The sequence below is a fragment of the Spirulina sp. CS-785/01 genome, from assembly GCF_028330525.1.
Lineage (GTDB): Bacteria > Cyanobacteriota > Cyanobacteriia > Cyanobacteriales > Spirulinaceae > JAQMSD01.
Genome location: NZ_JAQMSD010000216.1, coordinates 1 through 20,376 on the forward strand (window position 1 = coordinate 1; position 20,376 = coordinate 20,376).

The 20,376-nt window shown below is 45.7% G+C and carries 17 protein-coding genes; 10 read left to right on the forward strand and 7 right to left on the reverse strand.

Annotated elements, in window-relative coordinates:
• Positions 1-105 precede the first annotated feature (105 nt).
• The 9 genes from PN462_RS14220 (at position 106) to PN462_RS14260 (ending at position 10,440) form a co-directional block, all read left to right on the forward strand.
• Positions 106-585: a type IV pilin-like G/H family protein gene (locus PN462_RS14220; protein WP_272129080.1), complete on the forward strand. Its 480-nt coding sequence runs from the start codon at positions 106-108 to the stop codon at positions 583-585.
• A 255-nt stretch (positions 586-840) separates the two neighbouring features.
• Positions 841-2,523 (forward strand): HD-GYP domain-containing protein, encoded by a 1,683-nt coding sequence (locus PN462_RS14225; protein ID WP_272129082.1) that lies wholly within the window; start codon positions 841-843, stop codon positions 2,521-2,523.
• A gap of 11 nt (positions 2,524-2,534) precedes the next feature.
• On the forward strand, positions 2,535-3,176 hold the full coding sequence (locus tag PN462_RS14230; protein ID WP_272129083.1) for a DUF938 domain-containing protein: 642 nt from the start codon (positions 2,535-2,537) through the stop codon (positions 3,174-3,176).
• A gap of 82 nt (positions 3,177-3,258) precedes the next feature.
• Positions 3,259-4,545 (forward strand): serine--tRNA ligase, encoded by a 1,287-nt coding sequence (serS, locus tag PN462_RS14235; RefSeq protein ID WP_272129084.1) that lies wholly within the window; start codon positions 3,259-3,261, stop codon positions 4,543-4,545.
• 122 nt (positions 4,546-4,667) lie between these two features.
• Positions 4,668-5,240, forward strand: coding sequence for a DUF4129 domain-containing protein (locus tag PN462_RS14240; protein ID WP_272129086.1), 573 nt, complete (start codon positions 4,668-4,670; stop codon positions 5,238-5,240).
• The gene (locus PN462_RS14245; protein WP_272129088.1) at positions 5,237-6,424 is read left to right on the forward strand and encodes a DUF4350 domain-containing protein; all 1,188 of its coding nucleotides are present in this window, start codon (positions 5,237-5,239) and stop codon (positions 6,422-6,424) included. Before PN462_RS14240 ends, PN462_RS14245 begins: the two co-directional genes overlap by 4 nt.
• 189 nt (positions 6,425-6,613) lie before the next feature.
• Positions 6,614-7,672, forward strand: a complete 1,059-nt coding sequence (murG, locus tag PN462_RS14250; protein WP_272129089.1) for an undecaprenyldiphospho-muramoylpentapeptide beta-N-acetylglucosaminyltransferase — start codon at positions 6,614-6,616, stop codon at positions 7,670-7,672.
• Between the two features lie 221 nt (positions 7,673-7,893).
• Positions 7,894-9,453 carry a serine/threonine protein kinase gene (locus tag PN462_RS14255; RefSeq protein ID WP_272129092.1) on the forward strand — a complete coding sequence of 520 codons (1,560 nt, stop codon included), beginning with the start codon at positions 7,894-7,896 and terminating at the stop codon, positions 9,451-9,453.
• A 78-nt stretch (positions 9,454-9,531) separates the two neighbouring features.
• Positions 9,532-10,440 (forward strand): phosphate ABC transporter substrate-binding protein, encoded by a 909-nt coding sequence (locus PN462_RS14260; RefSeq protein WP_272129094.1) that lies wholly within the window; start codon positions 9,532-9,534, stop codon positions 10,438-10,440.
• A 190-nt stretch (positions 10,441-10,630) separates the two neighbouring features.
• Here PN462_RS14260 and dcm read toward each other — a convergent pair whose 3' ends face one another.
• From dcm to PN462_RS14295, 7 genes are all read right to left on the reverse strand, one after another.
• Entirely contained in the window at positions 10,631-11,623 is a 993-nt protein-coding gene (gene dcm, locus PN462_RS14265; RefSeq protein WP_272129097.1) for a DNA (cytosine-5-)-methyltransferase, read from the reverse strand.
• Complete coding sequence (locus PN462_RS14270) at positions 11,623-13,869, reverse strand: GAF domain-containing protein (RefSeq protein WP_272129098.1); 2,247 nt, start codon at positions 13,867-13,869, stop codon at positions 11,623-11,625. Before PN462_RS14270 ends, dcm begins: the two co-directional genes overlap by 1 nt.
• An 80-nt stretch (positions 13,870-13,949) precedes the next feature.
• Positions 13,950-14,831, reverse strand: coding sequence for an SDR family oxidoreductase (locus tag PN462_RS14275; protein ID WP_272129100.1), 882 nt, complete (start codon positions 14,829-14,831; stop codon positions 13,950-13,952).
• Between the two features lie 45 nt (positions 14,832-14,876).
• Positions 14,877-15,665: an exodeoxyribonuclease III gene (gene xth, locus PN462_RS14280; RefSeq protein ID WP_272129103.1), complete on the reverse strand. Its 789-nt coding sequence runs from the start codon at positions 15,663-15,665 to the stop codon at positions 14,877-14,879.
• Between the two features lie 182 nt (positions 15,666-15,847).
• Complete coding sequence (locus tag PN462_RS14285) at positions 15,848-16,099, reverse strand: Uma2 family endonuclease (protein WP_272129105.1); 252 nt, start codon at positions 16,097-16,099, stop codon at positions 15,848-15,850.
• Between the two features lie 14 nt (positions 16,100-16,113).
• Complete coding sequence (locus PN462_RS14290; protein ID WP_272129106.1) at positions 16,114-16,734, reverse strand: class II aldolase/adducin family protein; 621 nt, start codon at positions 16,732-16,734, stop codon at positions 16,114-16,116.
• Between the two features lie 133 nt (positions 16,735-16,867).
• Positions 16,868-18,571: an ABC transporter ATP-binding protein/permease gene (locus PN462_RS14295; protein ID WP_272129107.1), complete on the reverse strand. Its 1,704-nt coding sequence runs from the start codon at positions 18,569-18,571 to the stop codon at positions 16,868-16,870.
• Positions 18,572-18,747: 176 nt separating this feature from the next.
• Here PN462_RS14295 and PN462_RS14300 point away from each other — a divergent pair, with 176 nt between their 5' ends.
• Positions 18,748-20,160, forward strand: a complete 1,413-nt coding sequence (locus PN462_RS14300) for an adenylate/guanylate cyclase domain-containing protein (protein WP_272129109.1) — start codon at positions 18,748-18,750, stop codon at positions 20,158-20,160.
• The last annotated feature ends 216 nt before the right edge of the window (positions 20,161-20,376 follow it).

Genomic DNA, 20,376 nt, shown 5'->3' on the forward strand with positions numbered 1-20,376 from the left:
CCCAACTCCCAACTCCCCTATCCACTATCAACAATTTTTTTCCCTTCACCGGAACTTATTCCCTAGAAAATGTAGTCAAGAGTATTGTATTCAGTGAAAATACTCATGAAATCCCTTCTGATTAATTTTCCAATTCGCCTAACGTTCTTACTGCTTACCCCTGTGGTGTTAACGGGATGTCAACTCAATTTAAAAATGCCGACTCCCAACGGGGAAGACCAAGCTAAATTTTACCTCCAAGCGGTGACTCGCGGTCAAGAAGCGTACTATAAAACCAATGGGGAGTTTGCGGCCTCAATGGAAAACTTAAACCTTGACTTTAACCTCGATACCCCAGAATATAATTATACCTTACTGTCCCATGGCGAGCCTCCGCACAGTTTCGAGATGAAAGCCTTTGCTCAAGAGGAAGGATTATCGAGTTATACGGGTATTATCTATATTGAAACAACCCAAGAAGAAGTAAATGCTGTTGCCAATTTATGCAAAACGGAACAACCTTCTCCGACTCCGCCCAGTTTACCACTCAAACCTCGAGCCAAAGAAGCGTTAAAATGTCCTAAAGGGTCTGTGCCAGTGCAATAGATCACAGTATGGATTGTTTTCAGTCGCTGAAAAGTACCTATCTTTGTCGTACATTGGACTTAAATCCCTGACTGGATGGGTTGACTAGCTGGCGAAGGATCCTGCGGCAGTTGCGAGAGAAACAGATGACTAGGTGACAAGAGACCAGTGGGACACGGACAGCTATGAGTTTGTCTAAACCCCTCACTGCATCCTTTTGCAAACCAATCAGATTAACTAAACCTAATGGATACTAGCCTATCCTCCTCATCAGCGATGACTGCATTTTCTTCCCCTTCTCTACTGTTTGATACTTTAGAGTCCTCATTTACAGATCACGGACGAGTGGAACTTATTGAAAAATTACTGTCTATTGGCACAGCGTTATCCGGAATACAGGATTTACAGGAATTATTGCATTTAATTTTGAGCAAGAGTCGAGAAATTACTTGTAGTGACGCGGGTAGTGTCTTTTTAGTGGAAAAAAGAGACAAAAAGCGGTGTCTCGTGTTCAAAGTCGCGCAAAATGATTCCCTCCCCTCTGCATCGTTTCACGAGTTTACGATTCCGCTTACTCGCAAGAGTTTGGCGGGATATGTAGCCCTAACGGGACGGAGTTTGAATATTCCCGATGCTCATAATTTGTTGCCTGGACTTCCTTACCAGCTTGATCGCAATTTTGATAGTGATTTTAACTATCGGACTTGTTCGGTGTTGGTGTTACCGATGCAGGATATGGAAGGGGAGTTAATTGGGGTGTTACAGTTGATTAATCGTAAGATTCAGGCAGATATTCCCATCACCCCAGATAATGCTCTAGAAGTAACACAACCCTATTCACAGGAGGAAGAACGGATTGTTCGCTCTTTAGCATCTCAGGCGGCCATTTCCATTGAACGGAATAATTTACAGGAGAATATTGAGAACTTGTTTGAGGGGTTTGTGCGAGCGTCGGTGCAGGCCATTGAAGCGCGTGATCCCACGACTTCGGGACATTCGGAACGGGTGGCGGATTTAACGGTGCAATTGGCCTTAGAGGTGAATGAGGTGGAAACGGGAAGACTGCGATCGCAGCTTTTCAATGACCGTAAAATTCAAGAATTGCGTTATGCGTCCCTTCTCCACGATTTTGGCAAAATTAGTGTCCCAGAAACCCTGCTCAATAAGCGCAAAAAGCTCTATCCGGAACAGTTAGAGGTGATTCGCCAACGGTTTGCGGTAGCCCAACGGACTTTACAAATGGACTGTGCGGAGCAGAAATTTAAATATTTAGTGGAACATCCGGCCCATTTTCATCAGTCGGGAGATGTGGAGGGGTGTTCCCATTGTCGTCAGTTACAGGAATTGGAGGAACAGTTGCAAAGCGCGATCGCGCAACTCCAACGCTATCTCCAATTCATCGAAAACATGAACGAACCGGAAGCTGTCGCCACGAAACGCTTTCAGGTTCTCTCCGATGAACTATTCGTCGAACTCACCGCCTTAGCAGAATACCGTTATCGGGATATCGACGGCACATTAAAACCCCTCCTCACCCAAGAGGAAATGACCCAATTAATGCTCCCACGGGGCAATTTAAGTCCCGAAGAACGAAAAGCCATCGAAGCTCATGTCACCCATTCCTACGAGTTTCTCAAGCGCATTCCTTGGACTAGAGATTTACAAGATATTCCCATCATTGCCTACCGTCACCACGAAAAACTAGATGGCACAGGGTATCCCCTAGGAGTCACCGAGGAAAACATCCCCATTCAAACCCAAATGATGATGATTGCCGATGTCTATGATGCTTTAACGGCAGCAGATCGACCTTATAAGCGTCCATTAGGCATTGGGTTAACCCTGCGTATTTTACGAGAAGAAGCCGAGAAAAATAAAATCAAGGATGATCTGGTAGAGTTGTTTATTCAACGGCAAGTTTATCAGGTCTTAGGACATGATTTTAGTCAGACTGGATAGGAATAGAACTCATGACTATGGATGCTCGACAATCTGCTCCCGCAACCCTCCGCAACCGTGAACCCATTTTGCAGGTTTTAAAAACCGTGTTACCGACTGAGGGAACGGTTTTAGAGGTGGCCAGTGGCACAGGGGAACATGGAGTATTTTTCGCCCCTCACTTCCCCCAACTGCAATGGATACCCAGTGATCCCAACCCAGACGCGAGAGCGAGTATTGCGGCCTGGCAAAAGTTTCAGTCTGGGGATAACTTACATCCTCCATTAGCGTTAGATGTCTGTGAGCGTCCTTGGCCCCTGGAGACGGAACCCTTTGATACCGTGGACTTAGCGCAGTTTCCTGTTAGCGCGATCGTCAATATCAACATGATTCACATTTCCCCCTGGGAAGCCTGTAGAGAGCTTCTAGCGGGTGCAAATCGCCTTTTACCCTCTGGGGGGATTCTCTACTTATACGGACCCTATAAAGAAAATAACCAACACACCGCCCCCAGTAACGAAGCCTTTGATCAATCCCTACAAACCCGCAACCCCCAATGGGGAATCCGCAATCTAGAAGATGTCATTGAATTAGCCAATACACAAAACCTACAATTTGTCAAGAAAGTCTCAATGCCCGCCAATAACCTATCCGTGATTTTCCAGAAAAAATAATATTGGTTATTGGTTATTGGTTATTGGTTCTTTGTTAAATGATAGATAATACAATAGCGATCACAGTCAAACAACAAAATCCGTGTTAGACCTGAAACAAATTCGAGAAAACCCCCAAGAGATTCAAGCACAACTCCAGAAACGGAGTGATCAATATGATCTCACTGCCTTACTGGACTTAGACCAACAACAGCGCGAACTAACCACAAAACGCGGTCAATTGCAAGCGCGTAGTAATGAAATTGGTAAATTAATCGGACAAAAAATAAAAGGAGGGACCAACCCCGCAAGTCCCGAAATTCAAGAGTTAAAAACAGAAGGAAACGACCTAAAACAACAACTGGCCGACCTTGAACCCCAAGAAAAGGGGTTAAAATTTGAAATTGAGGAATTAATTCTCAATTTACCCAACTTACCCAGTGATAGCACCCCTCTCGGTGAAAGTGAAGATGAAAACGTCGAAATTTCCCGTTGGGGAGAGGACTATTTACTGAAAAACCCTGAAACCTGTCGTCCCCATTGGGAAATTGGCGAAAAATTAGGCATTATTGAATCCACTCGCGCAGTAAAAATTTCCCAAAGTCGCTTTGTAAACTTGATCGGAATGGGTGCGGCCTTAGAAAGAGCTTTAATTAATTTTATGCTCGATCAACAAATTGCGGCAGGATATTTAGAAGTCATGCCTCCGGTTTTAGTGAATAGTGAAACACTGAAAGGAACGGGACAACTGCCAAAATTTGCCGAAGAAAGTTTTCAATGTGCAGAAGATGACCTCTGGTTAACTCCTACCGCAGAAGTTCCCCTCACGAACCTCTATCGCAATGATATTTTAGAGGCTAATCAATTACCGATTTATCATTGTGCTTATACCCCTTGTTTCCGTCGGGAAGCGGGAAGTTATGGGAAAGACACCAAGGGATTAATTCGCTTACACCAGTTTAATAAGGTGGAAATGGTCAAGTTAGTTCGTCCGGAAACATCGGAGGAGGAACACGAAAAAATGTTGGCCAATGCCACGGCAATTTTAGAGGAGTTATTATTACCCTATCGGGTGATTGAATTATGTACGGGAGATTTAGGTTTTAGTGCCAAGAAATGTTATGATGTAGAGGTTTGGTTGCCGTCTGCGGGGCAATATCGGGAGATTTCGAGTTGTTCTAATTGTGGTGATTTCCAAGCGAGACGGGCTAATATTCGCTTTAAAGAACCAGGGAAAAAGGGGACTCAATATGTGCATACTTTAAATGGGTCTGGGTTAGCGGTTGGACGGACTATGGCGGCGATTTTGGAGAATTATCAGCAACCAGATGGGACGGTGACAGTTCCCAAGGTGTTACAACCCTATTTAAAGCGAGAGGTGATTGGGTAGTTGATAATGGATCAGAAAAGTAAGAAACCGGGTTTCTATATAAAATGGGAATATTTCACCTAAATTGATATAAGAAACCCGGTTTCTAAACCCCTAGACCTACAACCTATAACCAACAAAAAGTGAGTTATCAAGAAAACGGTATTGGGTGGCAATTGCATCAGTTACAACGTCGGATTGGGGAGTGGTATGAATATCATACCCAGTCTCAATCTGACAATGATGGGATGGACTGGACGAATTCTGTTTGGTGGGAAGCCTTCTCACAAGTGGTATTCTGGATGGTATTGGCTGGAGTGGTTTTTTGGTTGGGGTGGATGTTGTGGCAGTTGTTGAGTCCTTATTTGTATCAGTTGTTCCAACCTTCCCTCCAAACTCCTGTTTCCCATTCCCCAGACTCTCCGGTAACACTGTCCCAGTGGTTGTCCCGAAGTCAACAGTCTCAACGTCGGGGAAACTATACTCAAGCCTGTTTTTGCCTTTATATGGCGATGTTACAGCGTCTCCATGACCAGGGGATTGCCCAACAACAAGCGAGTCGGACCGATGGGGAATATTTGCGCATTATTCAAGAATTGCCGAAACCTGAAGCGTATCAGTTTTTAATTACGACTCATCAGAGTTTGCGGTTTGGCCGGGTGACGGCCACGCGATCGCTGTTTGAAGATTGTCAACGGGCGTTTTCTCAACTATGACTATACCAAAACGACTGCAATTGTGGGGCGCGATCGCGCTATTTACCCTCATCACCCTCACCCTCCTCTTTGCCCCCAACAACAACCCCCAAACCCAGGGATCAACCTACAATCGCTTTCCCGATGGCTACGGGGCATGGTACGAATATGTACAAAACGAAACCAACGCCACCATCCAACGCTGGAGAAAACCCTTCGACACCTTCCCAGAGTCCACCCAACCCCCCACAACCTTCCTACGAGTTTATAGCAACCCCTTCCCCTTTAGCCTTACCCCAGAAGAAGAAAACTGGGTTAAAGCAGGTAACACCTTCCTGTTACTCGGAGTCCAAACAACCCCCACCCAAGCCGAATTTAGTAACCTTTATAATACCCCCTTGGGAACAGTCAAAATTGACACCAAAAGACGACATCAACTTAACCCTTCAGAACAAGCCATTCTCAAAGATCAATACGGGGCAATAGTCTGGCGAAAATCCATGGGAGACGGACAAATTATCTACAGTACCACCCCCTATTTAGCCGCCAACGCCTATCAAAATTATACCGCCAACTATCAACTTCTCACCTACCTCGCCCTCTCGACACCCAACCACGAATTTTTCCTCAATAATACCCTAAAAGCCCATAGCCAAACTCTGCAAAATTCCCCCTTCCAACCAAACCCAACTCCCCCAAAAATTTGGGTTGATGAATATATTCATGGCTACCAAGACAAAGACACCCTAGAAGACAAACTAGACAGCGAACCCAACTTCTTTAACTATATACAACAAACCCCCCTTTATCCGGTATTTATGCAAACAATTATTATGGTAATTATTACCCTCATTGCCCTAAACCGTCGCTTTGGACAACCGAAACCAATTACACAACCCTCCGAAAATAACAGCAAAATTTATATAGAAGCCCTAGCCGCAGTATTACAAAAAGCTGCCACCCATAACTTTGTCTTACAAACATTAGGAAAAGCCCATCAAAAACACTTACAAAACAAACTTGGCTTAGGCAATACTTCAACAGACTTACCAACCGTTGGCGCGGCATGGCAACAGCAAACCGGACAATCTACCTATCAGCTATCCCAATTCTTAAAAGCCATAAAAACTCATAAAAAAGTTTCCCAAACTGAGTTACTGAATTGGCTCAAATCGTGGCGAAAGATTAAACAAAACATTGAGTAATACACCTTGGGTTTCAACCCAGGGCTAATAACTTAAACCCGTTAAAAACGGGTTGATAGGAAATCCGGTCTCCAAAGACCTTAAAAAATCCGGAAACCCTGTAGGGTGGGCAATGCCAGCCCTACAATGATTAAGACTTCACTTAACATGATAAGAGTAATAAGTAGCCCAATCGCCTAAAACGTTACCGTGTCTCCAAAACCTCATCTTCTCATTGCGGCCAGTGGTACAGGAGGGCATTTATTCCCCGCCTTAGCCGTTGCCCAACAATTCCCAAACGCTAAAATTGACTGGTTAGGAGTCCCTAACCGTCTCGAAACTACCCTAGTCCCCCAAGATTATCCCCTTCACACCATCAACGTAGAGGGGTTTCAACAACGGGGGATTAAATCCCTGTTTATCCTACAACGGCTCATTACCTCTGTGTGGCGGGTGTGGCGACTGTTGGGAGACTTAAAAATTGATGCAGTTTTCACCACTGGGGGATATATTGCCGCCCCGGCCATTTTAGCGGCTCGTCTGCGGGGTATTCCGGTGATTCTCCACGAAGCCAACGCCATTCCAGGGAAAGTGACTCGTTTGCTGGCCCCCCTCTGTCATACCGTCGCCATCGGTTTTTCCCTTGCGGGGGAACACCTCCCGAAACCGAAAACCGTTTGGGTGAGTACCCCCGTTCGCTCGGAATTTCTCACCCCCCAACCCCTCGATGATTTTCCCATCCCCGACGATGCGCCTTTAATTGTCATTCTAGGGGGGTCACAAGGGGCTGTAGCGGTCAATCAACGGGTGCGAGATAGTGCAAAGGCTTGGCTGGAAACGGGGGCTTATATGGTCCATTTAACGGGCGATCGCGATCCGGATGCGGAGACATTCCAACACCCCCATTATTTTGCCCGTCCTTTTTACGATAATGTGGCGGGACTCCTACAACGGGCGAATTTAGCCATTAGTCGTGCCGGGGCCGGGACTTTAACGGAGTTAGCGGTGACAAAAACTCCTTCTCTGCTTATCCCTTATCCGTTTGCGGCGGAGGATCACCAGTTTTATAATGCTAAAGCCTTTCAAGAGGCGGGGGCAGCTTGGATTTATCGGCAAGATCAACTGACGGCTGAGATTTTAGAAAAGGCGGTGTTAGAGTTATTAAATGCGCCGAGTCAGTTAACCCAGATGGCGGAGAAGGCGGGAACTTTGGCGGTTATTGATAGTGCTGAACAAATTGCCAATTTGGTTCGTAAGGGGTTTGGGTGATGGGTTTGGGAGATGGGGGAGATGGGGGGGAACAAAGAACCCAGAACAAACAACATTACTGTTTACTGTTTACTGTTCCCTGTTCCCTATTCCACAAACAACAAATAACAAACAACCAAGAAAAAAACTTTGTCCAGAGTCCACGTCAGAGGTTAACCTTTAGGAGACTGCCCTTGTGGGTCAATGGCTGATTGTTGCTTGTTTCGTCTCTTGCGTAATTCATGGAAATTATTTGCACTCGTCCAACTTGTCCTAACCCTCGCAATTTGTTCCCTGACTTGGATGATCCGAACACGCTGAAAACCTCTCAGCAACGGTATTGTACCAGTTGTGGGATGGAGTTAATTTTGGGGGGGCGATATCTCCCGGTTCAATTGTTGGGCCAAGGGGGGTTTGGGGCGGCGTTTTTAGCCCGCGATCGCTACAGTGCTAGACTGCAAACCTGTGTAGTCAAGCAGTTTCTCCCCTCTGGAGATTTAGACCCGAAATCCCTGGAAAAAGCCCAGAATCTCTTTGAACAGGAGGCTCTGGTGTTGGAGGAAATTGGCCGGGAACATAAGCAAATTCCCGATTCTTTTGCCTATTTTCCGGTGGTGGTGGCCAGTCAGGATGGGAAACGACAAGACCAGTTTTTCTATCTGGTGCAAGAGTATATTGATGGGGAAGATTTAGAGCAGGAACAAGCCCATAAGGGGAGTTACAGTGAGGAGGAAGTCCTAGAGGTGATGGCGGAGGTGTTGGGCATTCTGTCGTTTATCCACCAGAAAAATGTCCTCCATCGGGATATTAAGCCGTCTAATATTATGCGGGATAAGAATGGCCGCCTGTATTTGTTGGATTTTGGGGCAGTGAAACAAGTGACTGCCGGGGCCGGCCAAGGGACTGGCCGTTCGACGGGGATTTATTCGATGGGGTATGCCCCCCCGGAACAAATGCAGGGGGCCCAGGTGTATCCTTCGACGGACTTGTATGCGTTGGCGGCCACTTGTTTGGTGTTGTTGACGGGGAAGCCGACGGATGAGTTATTTGATGCGTATAATAATTGTTGGGAATGGCGAAGCCACGCACCGCAAGTGAGCGATCGCTTGGCTAATATTTTAGATACGATGCTTAATCCTATCCCGCGCGATCGCTTCCAGTCGGCCAGAGATGTCTTACAAGCCTTTAGCCAAGAGACATCACCCCCACCCCCCCAGTCTGCACCAACCCAAGCTCCACCCAGTCAGACTTCCCCCCATGCAACCACCAGCCAAAACCCCAACCCTGTCACCTCTCCCCCTCCCTCCGTTGCGTCAGGTGGGGGAGGTGGCCAGTTTCCCACCACTCAACCCACCCAAAACCCACCCACCTCAACCCCTCCCTCTCCCTCTCCCTCTCCCGTCCAGACGGGTTCGACTTATTCCTTAATGGAGTTCTTAGGAGGGGCTGCATTTACTGGGTTTGAAGGGGCGATGTTACATATTGCCTTGAGTAGTTTATTGGGCAGTGTGAACCCAGTGAGTGTTGGGTTATTGGGAATGAGTCTAGGAGGCTTAATTTATGCCCAATATCGCCGTTGGATCGAGAAATTTGACTTAATTATCATTGGGGGAGTTAGTTGGCTGTTAGTGGCGTTTATTCCCTTTCTGAGTGGTAATGCAGGCATAGAAACCCTGATTGCGACTATGGGTTTACCGAACTTTGTCGGGGTGTTATTTATTGGGGTATTAGCGGGGGCTGTCGTCGTTGCGATCGCCACCCTATTTCGTCTCGTCTATCAAATGCTCTCCCAAATCTTATAAAAGTGTTTGTGCGGTTGCGCTAAGAAATAATCGGTCAATCTACTGTAGTTCACATTCAGTCTTATCAGAATTTCAACCATGTCACAGAAAAAAGATACCCTGGCTCTAGTTATTGCGCTAATTATTACATTAGGCATCATTGGTGGGGCGTTATTTTTCTTTAGGGGAATATTATTTGGGGGAAATACCCCGCAAACCGCGCAAAACCCCTCCTCTGGCCAAGGCCAAAATACTGACCAAACCCCCTTTTCTGTCCCCAGTAGCCTTCCCCAAGGCACAACCATCAATATTAACGGTTCAACCAGTATGGTACTGATTAATGAGGCGTTAAAAACAGGGTTTGAGCAGAAATTCCCAGGGACCACCGTGAATACCCAGGCCGCCGGGACTTCTAACGGCATTCAAGCGGTCATTAGTGGCAGCGCAGATATTGCCGCGGCCTCCCGTCCCCTCACCGCAGAGGAAAAACAACAGGGGTTAACCGCATTGCGGGTGTCTCAAGATAAAATTGCCCTCACAGTGAGTGTCAATAACCCCTTTCAACGGGGATTAACCCCTCAACAAGTCGTGAAAATCTTTACCGGAGAAATTACCGACTGGTCTGCGGTAGGAGGCCCCCAAGGAGTCATCCAAGTCATTAACCGGCCTCCCGTCAGTGGGACAAGGCAAGCGTTTCAGGAGTTAGTCTTACAGGGTCAAGCGTTTGGCACAACTCCCAATATTCAAACCATGGAACGGGATGCCACAACGCCCATGTTACAACGGTTAGGAGATGATGGGATTGGCTATGCCACCTATAGTCAAGTGGCCGATCAAAATACAGTCCGCGTGGTCCCCATTGATGGGGTGACTCCTGAAGCGAGTAGTTATCCCTATCAACGACCATTATTTTATGTGTATCAGGAGGCCACGGAGGGGGTACAAGCCTTTTTAGGCTATGCTACTTCATTGGAAGGACAAGGGGCAATTGTTACCGCTAATCAATAAACAATTAATAATGAAATCCGCTTGATTTGTATTAAATCAATTTATTGTAAGCCCTAAAGGGCTTACTACGAACTTATAACGATTAACCGGATGTCATATTACCCCAGTGGCTCAGTAAAATACAGTATTTTTGCTGTTACCCTTGAAGCCTCAACCCGTTGGAAACGGGTTTTAGCTGTGAGCCTTGGGTTTAAACCCAAGGATCAGTCTGGGGAGAGGGGGTTAGGGAGATTGGCGTTTCTAACGCTTGAAGAATCTGCCGTCCAATCAATTCTACCATCGGCACAGCCACCGCATTGCCAAATTGTCCATAGGCCCTGGTGTCACTCACCACAATTTTAAAATCATCTGGAAATCCCTGTAATCTGGCGCATTCCCTAGGGGTTAACCGTCGGGGATTTTTACCGGGTTGAGGGATTAAAATTTCTGAACCGTCTTTATAATACCTTGCACTTAATGTGCGGGTTTTTCCCGCTAAATCAACTAATCCATAACCAAATCCATTGCCTTTGGCGCGGTGTTTTTTAGCATAATTTTGTAAATATGTCCAGAGATGATCGGTTAATGTATATTTTTCTTCGACTTCTGCTTCTAGTAGATCTTGAATTGTAATATCTGACGGTTCAATGGTGGGAAATTCAAACTTTAAATCCTCTCGAAACCCAACAATAAAAATTCGTTTGCGGTGTTGGGGTAATACTAAGGCCGCATCCAAGACTTGATAATGAATATAATAGCCTAATTCTTGTATTAAGGTTTTACGAATGACTTCAAAGGTTTTGCCTTTATTGTGATTCAATAAATTCTTGACATTTTCTAACAAAAATGCTCTAGGTTGTTTAGCTTTTAAAATACGCACAATATCAAAGAATAATGTGCCTTGGGTGGGATGTTTAAACCCGTGTTTTGTCCCCAATGCGTTGTGTTTAGTCACTCCGGCAATGCTGAAGGGTTGACAAGGGAAACCTGCGGTTAGAATATCATGATCGGGGACTTCTTCGGTGAGGACTTTTCCAATGTCTCCGACGGGGGATTCTCCGAAGTTGGCCAAGTAACTTTGTTGGCAAAATTTATCCCATTCTGAGGAAAAAACACAATGACAGCCTAAGTTTTCTAGGGCTATTCGGAATCCACCAATTCCGGCAAAGAGATCAAGGAATTTATATTGCTTAGTGTGGGACATTAATTCTGGTTTTGGTGAAATGCTTGTAATGCTTGTAAAACGGGGAGCATAATTTCAGTTTTTGCTTTTAAACGGGTAATATCTTGGGTGGTAAAGCCTGGTTTGGTTTTCTTGTTCAACAAGCGAAGCACGGCCACGGATTGTCCTTCCTCATTAACGATGGGAAAGAGTAAGATATTTTTGAGTTGATCTTGTTTTTGGGGAGGAATACCAGAGCGAATGAGTTGGTCTTTAATTTGGGCAATTTTCTCGCTGCGTTTGGCTTCTTTTGCGGCTAAGACTTTGGAGGCAATGCCTTTTTGGGTGGGGATATGGAGCATTTTAAATTGGGCTTTTTCTCCGCCAAGCATTAAGGTCCAGAGTTGTTGTTTTTCGTCGTCCACTAAGAAGACATGACTATATTCCACTTGGAATAACCGTTTTAAGGAGGTGGTGGTGAAATTGAGCAGGGAGTAAAGGGCATTATAACGCGCTCCAGGTTGTTCTTTGCCGCCTAGGTCGCTGAGGAGGGCTAAGGTTTGTTGTACGGCGGTTTGAGGCTCGCTCTGGGTGGATTCTTTGAGGGTTTCGTGAGCTTTGGCAAATTGTAAAATCGCGCCAACCCGTTCATTAAAAATTTGCATGGATTGACGGTCATTTTTGTCGAAACTGGCTTTAAAAAAGGCGGGGACTTGGGGATAGGTGCTTTGATCGTATTCTACGTTTTCGTAGCCGGATTTGCGCTTATTGACTAATTGGGTTACACCTAATAAATCTCCCCCATCGGGACTGAGAATGGGCATACAGAGTAAACTACAGGTGCGATAATGGGTTTTTGCGTCGGTGCGTTTGGCGTTTTCTGCGTTGGGGTCTTTGTAGAGGTCGTAGGGGATGATCACGGGTTCACGGGTTTTGGCCACTTGGCCCGCGTAACCTATTCCCACGGGACAGCGTATGACTCCTTCTTTGGGGAGTTCGGTCCAGAGGTCGCCTCGGTGATCATCGTAGAGCCAAAGGGTGCTACGATCGGCGTTGAGGAGTTCTTTGGCGGCATCCATGACGCGGGTGAGGATCATTTTGGTGTCGAGGTTGACTTGATCCAGCGATCGCGTGGCCTTAGCCAAGGCAGCATTGGCCTGGGCTTTTTTAATCCCTTCGTAACAAGACTGACAAGTCTCTAAGATGCGGCGGATGGGGATCACACATTTGGCCAACCGTTCCAAGTCTTGATGACTAAACCCTTTTTGGGTGTCTCCGGGTTGGGGGATTTTATTCAGCAGTTGGACAACGGCAATAATTTCTAAGTTATCGTTGAGGATAGGAAAGGCGAGAATATTTTTGGTTTTATAGTTAAACTTTTTATCGGATTCTTTGACTAATTGAGACCGGGGGTCATCATAGACATTATCGGCAATATGAATGACCTGTTTATGTTTGGCCACTAAACCTGCAATACCTTCTCCGACAGGGACGTGAATATCGAGAAATTGTCCGCTTTCATCTTCGGCGACTAAGGACCAGAGTTCGGTTTTATCATCATTGAGGAGGAAAATGCTGGTACGGTCGGCCCCGACAATTTGGCCCACTTTGGTGGTGACATCCCGTAGCACTTCGTAGAGGGGTTGACTTACCGTGGAGGAGTGGTTGCCATTTTCAATGGAGGAGATGATTTCATTTTGGGAGGAGAGCAGTTTGTGTTCTAGGTCGGTAAAAGCGCGTAAAAACTGCTCGTCGTTGGGGTCTATTTGCGAGGAGAGGGTTTGTTTGGCCTTTTTAATCCAGTCTTCATTAAAGATTTCTCGGTAGATGCGATTATGGACGGTGAGGCGGCCTCGGTGTTTGGCGATGAGTCCTAAGAGTTGCAGTTCTTTTTGTTCGGAACTGTTATCGGTGAAGACAATTTCTTCGTTGAGGACTTTTTCGTAAAACTCTAGGAGTTGCAGACTGCGGCGTTTGTCTTTGTTTTTCAGTAGTCGGTCTCGGATATGCCAGACGGGTTTCAGTTTCGGGTTATTCTCCCAGTTTTTTAAGAGACGCGATCGGACAAAGTTTTCCACCCATTCTGGTTCTTTCCCCGGAATGGGGGCTTCTTGAGAATCCAAAATGGTTTTAAACAACATTTGGGTCAAAAATGGCTCTTTCCCCGTCCACTCCAAGACTAATCCCAATAACTTTTTATAGTTGTGGGAGGTTTCAAGCATTTCGCTGGTTAAGGGAAGTCCCTCACCATTTAAATCGGATGAAGATGGAAAGGAATTAACGCTCATGGTGTAATCGGGGAACAACTGGCCATTGGACGAGAAACCGGGACTAGAAACCGGGGGAGGAGGGAGACAACCCTTAATGTTTACTTGCCGAGATAACGACGGAGGAAGCTCTCTAAGGACTCCATACTGCAATTGTAGGTCGCTTCGAGGTGGGAGACTTCTTCTGGGGTGCAGAAGAATTCGTTGGCTAATAGGGTTCGCAGGGTGGCTAAACTGTTTTTTAAGTCGGGGTTGACTAAGCCAATGCCTTCCCGAATGTTATCAAATAACCACAGGGGGGGATTGATCACTAAGGGGTCTTGGTTGAAAACGCGAGCAAAAATGTTGGGGATGTCTTCGCGGGTGAGAATATCGGGGCCGCCGACGGGGAAAATTTTATTTTGGGCTGCCTCTAGGGTGGGGGAGTCGGCGGCAATGCGGGCTACGTCGTCGGTACTGACGATGGAGGAGCGATTTTTGGGACTGCCGATGAGTAAATAAAAGCCTCCGGTGTTTTTAAATCGTTCGGCGAGGGGGAGGAGGTTATTGGCAAACCCGGCAGGCCGCAGAATGGTGTAGTTGAGGCCGCTGTTTTGTAGGGATTTTTCTACCTGTCGTTTGGCTTTGAAGGTGGGGGAGTCTTCGGTTTTTTCTTGCTCTACTCCCATGACGGAAGTATAGACATAATGCTGGACTCCTTGTGCTTTGGCCGAGTCGATTAATTCGATATTGGCCCGATATTCGAGGGACTGAGCATCTTGTCCGGCACTGTGGGCGCTGATGATATAGCGGACTCCTTGGGTTGCTCGTTGGATGTCTTTGCTGTTGCGCAGGTCCCCGATGAGGAGTTCCGCGCCTCGGTCTTCGAGTTCTCTATAATTGGAGGACAAGCGGACGAAGGCTCTTACGGGTAAGTTGCGATCGCGCAATACCCGAACCACTCGCCGTCCTAATGAACCTGTTGCCCCTGTTACTAAATACATAAATCCCCCCTATTACTTGTATTTCGTCACCTAGAGTAACAAATTTTAAATTTCCGCGATCGCGGGCGTATGATCGCTGGGTTTTTCAAGCCTTCTCGGTTCTATATCAATAGTACAACTTACGGCTCGTTTATAAAGATTCGGGGTTAAATAATGATGGTCAATACGCCAACCCCGGTTATGGGTAAACCCACCCCGGCGATAATCCCACCAGGTATAATGGCCCGATTCTTCGGTAAACTTGCGAAAGGCATCTTGTAACTCTACGCGAGACAGCACCGTTTGCAGAGCGTCTCTTTCCGTGGGAGAGGCCATAATTTGGGTTTTGGGTTTGGGTTTATAAATATCTTGGTCGCTGAGGGCGATGTTAAAATCTCCACAGACACAGAGTTCCTGTTGGGTTTTCTCCCGCAGTTGCTGTAAATAGTCTCCTAACACCTCTAACCAGCGCAGTTTATAGTCATATTTCTCACTGCCGACGGATGCACCATTGGGGACGTATAAGTTAACAATACGAATGTCGTTTATTGCACCGCTTATCACTCGTTTTTGTTCGTCTAAGTCTCCGGTTTTGTCTGCTCCGACAATGGGGGTAAACCCGATGATGACATCCTCTAAGGGAGTTTGGCTAAAAATAGCTACTCCATTATAGGCTTTTTGTCCGGAAATATAGACGTTATATCCGATATCTTCAAAGGGTTGTCTGGGAAAATCTTGATCAATGACTTTGGTTTCTTGTAAGCAAAGAACATCCACAGGGTTGGCTTTGAGCCAGTTTTTTACGTGAGTTTGTCGGGTGCGAATAGAGTTAACGTTCCAAGTGGCTATTTTCATAGTTTTATCTAAATTATTGAGGAGTCAATATTATATAATAAAAAAGGTAAGCATTCAGTGTTAATAAAAAGCGAACTATCCTCTATCATCCCTCTTAAAAAGGGGGATAAGAGTAAAAGGAGGATAAGAGGGGGAGCGGCTAAATACTTACATAAGAATGTTGGTAATTGTTTAATTTATAACTACTTTAAATTAACTCGTTTATATAAGTCTTGTAAAGTAATGCTAAAATCAACTGAATCTAAGGATTTGGACTCCTCTAAAGCTAATAATAGCCTTGCATGGAATTTCCCGACTAAAAGATTATGATTTGCGGTTGCACCGGCCACCTCAATAATTTCTCCAGCTAAATACTCATGTTTAACGGTTGCGTTTTCCTCTAAGGCTAAATATTCTGTGGGGGTGTAAGGTGGGGATGAGAGTGCAAGATTCATAATACTCTATTCTCCTAGGGTTGAACCGCGTAAAGTTGCGAATAATAGTGCATTAAAACCGCTTCTGCTGCTGCGATAGTTTCCCCAAAGGTGATGATCCCTTCCTCATGGCCACTCATGGCTAAAATTCGCTTATCTGGGAGGTCACTTTCTGCAAAGAGACGCATCATTTCTTTGGCCATTTCGGGAGTCCCGTAGGCACAATTTTTGTCGGTGGTGGGGACAGTATAACAGAGTTGTTTCCACAAGTCCCAATGATGAACATGAATGATGGCCTGGATGTCTTCACTGATCTCGTATAAGGTGGCATGGGTGAGAGACTCAGAGGAGGCTTTGATGGGGCCGACACAGGTTAGGTTATTTTCGGCTAAGTTATAGTGGGTGACTCTGGTGTAATGTTGTTCGGTGAGGGTGGGGAGATGGCCGGTTTGAGTCCCGGAAACGAGGAAGGTTTGGGGGGTTTCGGGGTCTCGACAGCTAATATTGCCAAATCCAATTCCGTTGGGGTATTCACCAATTAAGTTTAACTGAAACAGGCGATCGCGGCATTCATTTAAGGCCGCAATTTTCTCAAATTCTACTGGGTCGCTGAGTTGCCAGTCACAGTAATATTTAATGTATCCTTCGTCTATCATGGGGGATCTCTCTTTTATATTGTATTGTTGCATTTTCTGGGGGGGTGAGGGAAAGAAACCACAAAGACACAAAGGACACGAAGGGAGGAGGAAGGGAGAAGGTTCGTTAACTGGAAGTCTCCTCCCAGAAGACTTAAACTTGTTGAATAGTTTTTAAGTCCCAACTTTGATCCTCGGCCAACTCTAACACCCATTGATGATACTCTCTCAGGGTGGGTCGGTGGCCAACACTGACATAGGTGATCTGCATATTGGCCAGATGTTGATAGAGTTGTGCTTCGTTGTCGATATCTAACGCACTGGTTGCTTCATCGAGGATGACATATTGGGGATGATTGAGCAAAATTCGCGCAAAGGCCACCCGTTGCTGTTCCCCCAAAGAAAGGTGTTCGGACCAATTCTCTACGGTATCTAATCCTCCCACACGGTCGATTAAGTCGGGGAGATTCACCTGTTGTAAGGTGTCTTGCAAGAGTTTATCATCCACTGTATCCCCCGCAGAAGGGTAGAGGAGTTGTTCTCGTAGGGACCCGATGATCATATAGGGTTTTTGGGGGAGAAAGAGCATTTTATCCAGTTGTGGCCGTACTAACCGACCGTTCCCAGAATCCCATAATCCTGCGATCGCGCGTAACAAGGAACTTTTCCCACATCCACTCGGACCCACAATCAATAACCCCTGTCCGGTTTCTAAATCCACCGATAAATCAGAACAGAGAGTACGCTGATAGTTAGGAGTTTGTAGGGTAATATGTTCTAACGCTAACTGGCCATTCTCCACCCGATCAATTTTCGGTGCATTCTCCGGGACTTTCCCCCGTTTATCCCGTGACTCCTGTAAAAACTCCTCAAAGGAGTATAACCGATCAATTCCTGCCGCAAACTGGGTTAAATTCTCAAACCGAGAGACAATTTCATTCAACGCAAAAAACACCCGTGCAAACGCACCACTCGCTTCTTGGAGTTTCCCCACCTCCAAGTCTCCGGCCAAAATAGCAGGGCCAATGGCCAATGCAGGGATCACATAGGGGAGAAACTGATAAGTATTAGAAAACAGACCCAGATTAAACTCCCGCCAGAGGATCAGACGGTTATAATTGCGGAAGACATCCACAAAACTCTCCTTGGCCAAATTCGCTTCTTGGGTTTCTCCCCCGTAAAAGGCAATAGATTCAGCATTCTCCCGCACTCGCACCAGTCCAAAACGGAAATTTGCCTCCTTTTTCAACTGGTTAAAGTTGAGACGCACCAAGGGTTTCCCGAAGACTCCCACGGTAATGACATTCCCCAAGACGGAATAGATAATCAGCAAGACCACTAAAATGGGGGAAATACTCCACAAGACTACACTAAACGCAATCACCGTAAAGAGGGATTGCAAAATCACCAACAAGAAACGCAGGGAGTCTTGGGTAAAAGAGCGAATATCCTCGGATATCCGTTGGTCGGGGTTATCAATGGTGCTATTATCCCCTAAATCGTAAAAAGAACGATTATCGAAATAATGGTCTAGATAGCGGTGGGTTAACCATCTTCGCCAAAGAATCCCTAACTTTTCTTGCAAATAGCGAAACCCGGCGAAAATGGGGACATAAACCACCAATATCCCGAAAAATATCCAAACGGTGCGATAAAAACGGTCTGCATTTTGCGCAGATAACGCAGAGATGAGGTTTCCTTGTTCTCGGTTTAAGGCCACCGAAAGCTGAGTATAGGCGACTAATAGCACAATTAGCAAGGTAAGAAACCCCAATGCTTGCCATTTTTTCTCCCCTAACCAGTATGCTTTGGCAATGGCCCAAAATCGCTTAAAAACTTGTAAGTTGAATCGACGCATTCTTTCTGGACTGTTTTCAGAGTTGGTCATGGACTTATTGTATATTCAGGGGTTTAGGGTACACCATCCGTAAGGATTTCTCCCCAATGGTCGTTTTTTTCCGCTTCCGGTAGGCTATCGCTAGAATAGACAACATTAGGGGTGTCTCCGTATCGGCCTATTTTCTCTCAACCTCTATGGTTTCTTCTTTTCTCACTGACTGTCAATCCCTTTTTAAAGCGCGTCTCTCCCGTTACGTCAGCTTTTGGGTATTTTTGAGTATTTTATTGATTGAGGCCATTATTTTAATTCCCTCCTATCGTCGGGAGGAACAAGACTTGCTGCGTCAACTAGAGGATGTGGCCACTGCTAAAATTAACGCGATCGCGCTCTTAACGCAACAAAAGATGTCCCAACCCCAACTCCAGGGTAAAATAGAAGCGATCGCCGCAGAATCCCCCATTGTCGCAGGACTCGCACTGTATGATCCCCAAGGAAATTTAATCGAAACCACCGGAAACCCCCCCGACTTAACCCTCGCAGATATTCAAGGCCAAGCCATGATCCGCCGCCAACGCAGTCCAGGAGGACAATGGTATGATGTAGCCTGGTCTCAACAGTCGTTAGGCATTGATTACACCCTCATTGTCCGCCATGATGCCTCCCACGTCCAACACCAACTTTATTGGTTTATTGCTCGCATTGCAGGGTTAGTTTTAATCATTGTTTTTTTCGTCACCCTCAGCACCATGATCATTTTAGGGGTAGTCATCATCACCCCCATTTTACGCCTCCGAGACGACTTAAAAATTGCCGGACAAGCCTTGAGTCAAGACCAATTACACTGTAACTTCTATTCCCTCAATTATTGTCAGAGCAATGAATTAGGGGAAGTTATGGAAGCCTTTAACGAAATGTTCCATAGAGTGGCCACAGAAATTGCCCGACGGAAGGAAGCCGACCAACAAATTCGCCTTGAACAAGAGAAGTCTGAAGCCTTATTATTAAATATCCTGCCTAAACCCATTGCCGACACGCTAAAACAGGGCAAAAATAACATTGCTCAAGGCTTCCCCGAAGTCACCATTCTCTTTGCTGATATCGTCAATTTCACCGAAATTTCAGCACAAATTTCTCCCCAAGAATTAGTTAATTTACTCAATCAAGTCTTTTCCGTCTTTGACCAACTCACCGAAACCTACGGCCTCGAAAAAATTAAAACCATTGGTGATAACTATATGGTAGCTGGAGGACTCCCCAACCCCAACCCGAACCACGCTTTCGCTATTGCTAACATGGCTTTATCCATGCGAGAGACTATTCAAAACATTAAATGTAAAGACGGAAACCCCCTACAAATTCGCATTGGTATTAATACGGGGTCTGTAGTTGCTGGAGTCATTGGTACAAAGAAATTTATTTATGATTTATGGGGAGATGCTGTTAATATTGCCTCGCGGATGGAGTCCCACGGACTCCCCGGACAAATTCAAGTTACTCAAAGTACCCATGAACATTTAAAAAATGATTATATTTTAGAAAAAAGAGGCATGATTCCTGTTAAAGGGCGGGGCGATATGGTAACATATTTATTAGTAGGTAAAAAATAAATATTGAACCTTGGGTTAAAACCCAAGGCTGAGAGCGAAAACCCGTTAAAACGGGTTAAAAAAGTTAAAATAGGGCATTCTAATTGAACCTTGGGTTAAAACCCAAGGCTGAGAGCGAAAACCCGTTAAAACGGGTTAAAACTTGAACATTATAGACAATTTAATAAATATAATCAGTTCGTAGTAAGCTCTTTAGAGCTTACAATAAACCCATCA

Excerpts from the sequence above, each read along its gene's own strand:
- xth (WP_272129103.1), bottom strand. The coding sequence starts at position 15,665 with ATGAAAATAGCCACTTGGAACGTTAACTCTATTCGCACCCGACAAACT.
- PN462_RS14285 (WP_272129105.1), bottom strand. The coding sequence starts at position 16,099 with ATGAATCTTGCACTCTCATCCCCACCTTACACCCCCACAGAATATTTA.
- PN462_RS14225 (WP_272129082.1), top strand. The coding sequence starts at position 841 with ATGACTGCATTTTCTTCCCCTTCTCTACTGTTTGATACTTTAGAGTCC.
- dcm (WP_272129097.1), bottom strand. The coding sequence starts at position 11,623 with ATGTCCCACACTAAGCAATATAAATTCCTTGATCTCTTTGCCGGAATT.
- PN462_RS14255 (WP_272129092.1), top strand. The coding sequence starts at position 7,894 with ATGGAAATTATTTGCACTCGTCCAACTTGTCCTAACCCTCGCAATTTG.
- PN462_RS14275 (WP_272129100.1), bottom strand. The coding sequence starts at position 14,831 with ATGTATTTAGTAACAGGGGCAACAGGTTCATTAGGACGGCGAGTGGTT.
- PN462_RS14270 (WP_272129098.1), bottom strand. The coding sequence starts at position 13,869 with ATGAGCGTTAATTCCTTTCCATCTTCATCCGATTTAAATGGTGAGGGA.
- PN462_RS14230 (WP_272129083.1), top strand. The coding sequence starts at position 2,535 with ATGACTATGGATGCTCGACAATCTGCTCCCGCAACCCTCCGCAACCGT.
- PN462_RS14245 (WP_272129088.1), top strand. The coding sequence starts at position 5,237 with ATGACTATACCAAAACGACTGCAATTGTGGGGCGCGATCGCGCTATTT.
- PN462_RS14290 (WP_272129106.1), bottom strand. The coding sequence starts at position 16,734 with ATGATAGACGAAGGATACATTAAATATTACTGTGACTGGCAACTCAGC.
- PN462_RS14300 (WP_272129109.1), top strand. The coding sequence starts at position 18,748 with ATGGTTTCTTCTTTTCTCACTGACTGTCAATCCCTTTTTAAAGCGCGT.
- PN462_RS14220 (WP_272129080.1), top strand. The coding sequence starts at position 106 with ATGAAATCCCTTCTGATTAATTTTCCAATTCGCCTAACGTTCTTACTG.
- PN462_RS14295 (WP_272129107.1), bottom strand. The coding sequence starts at position 18,571 with ATGCGTCGATTCAACTTACAAGTTTTTAAGCGATTTTGGGCCATTGCC.
- PN462_RS14260 (WP_272129094.1), top strand. The coding sequence starts at position 9,532 with ATGTCACAGAAAAAAGATACCCTGGCTCTAGTTATTGCGCTAATTATT.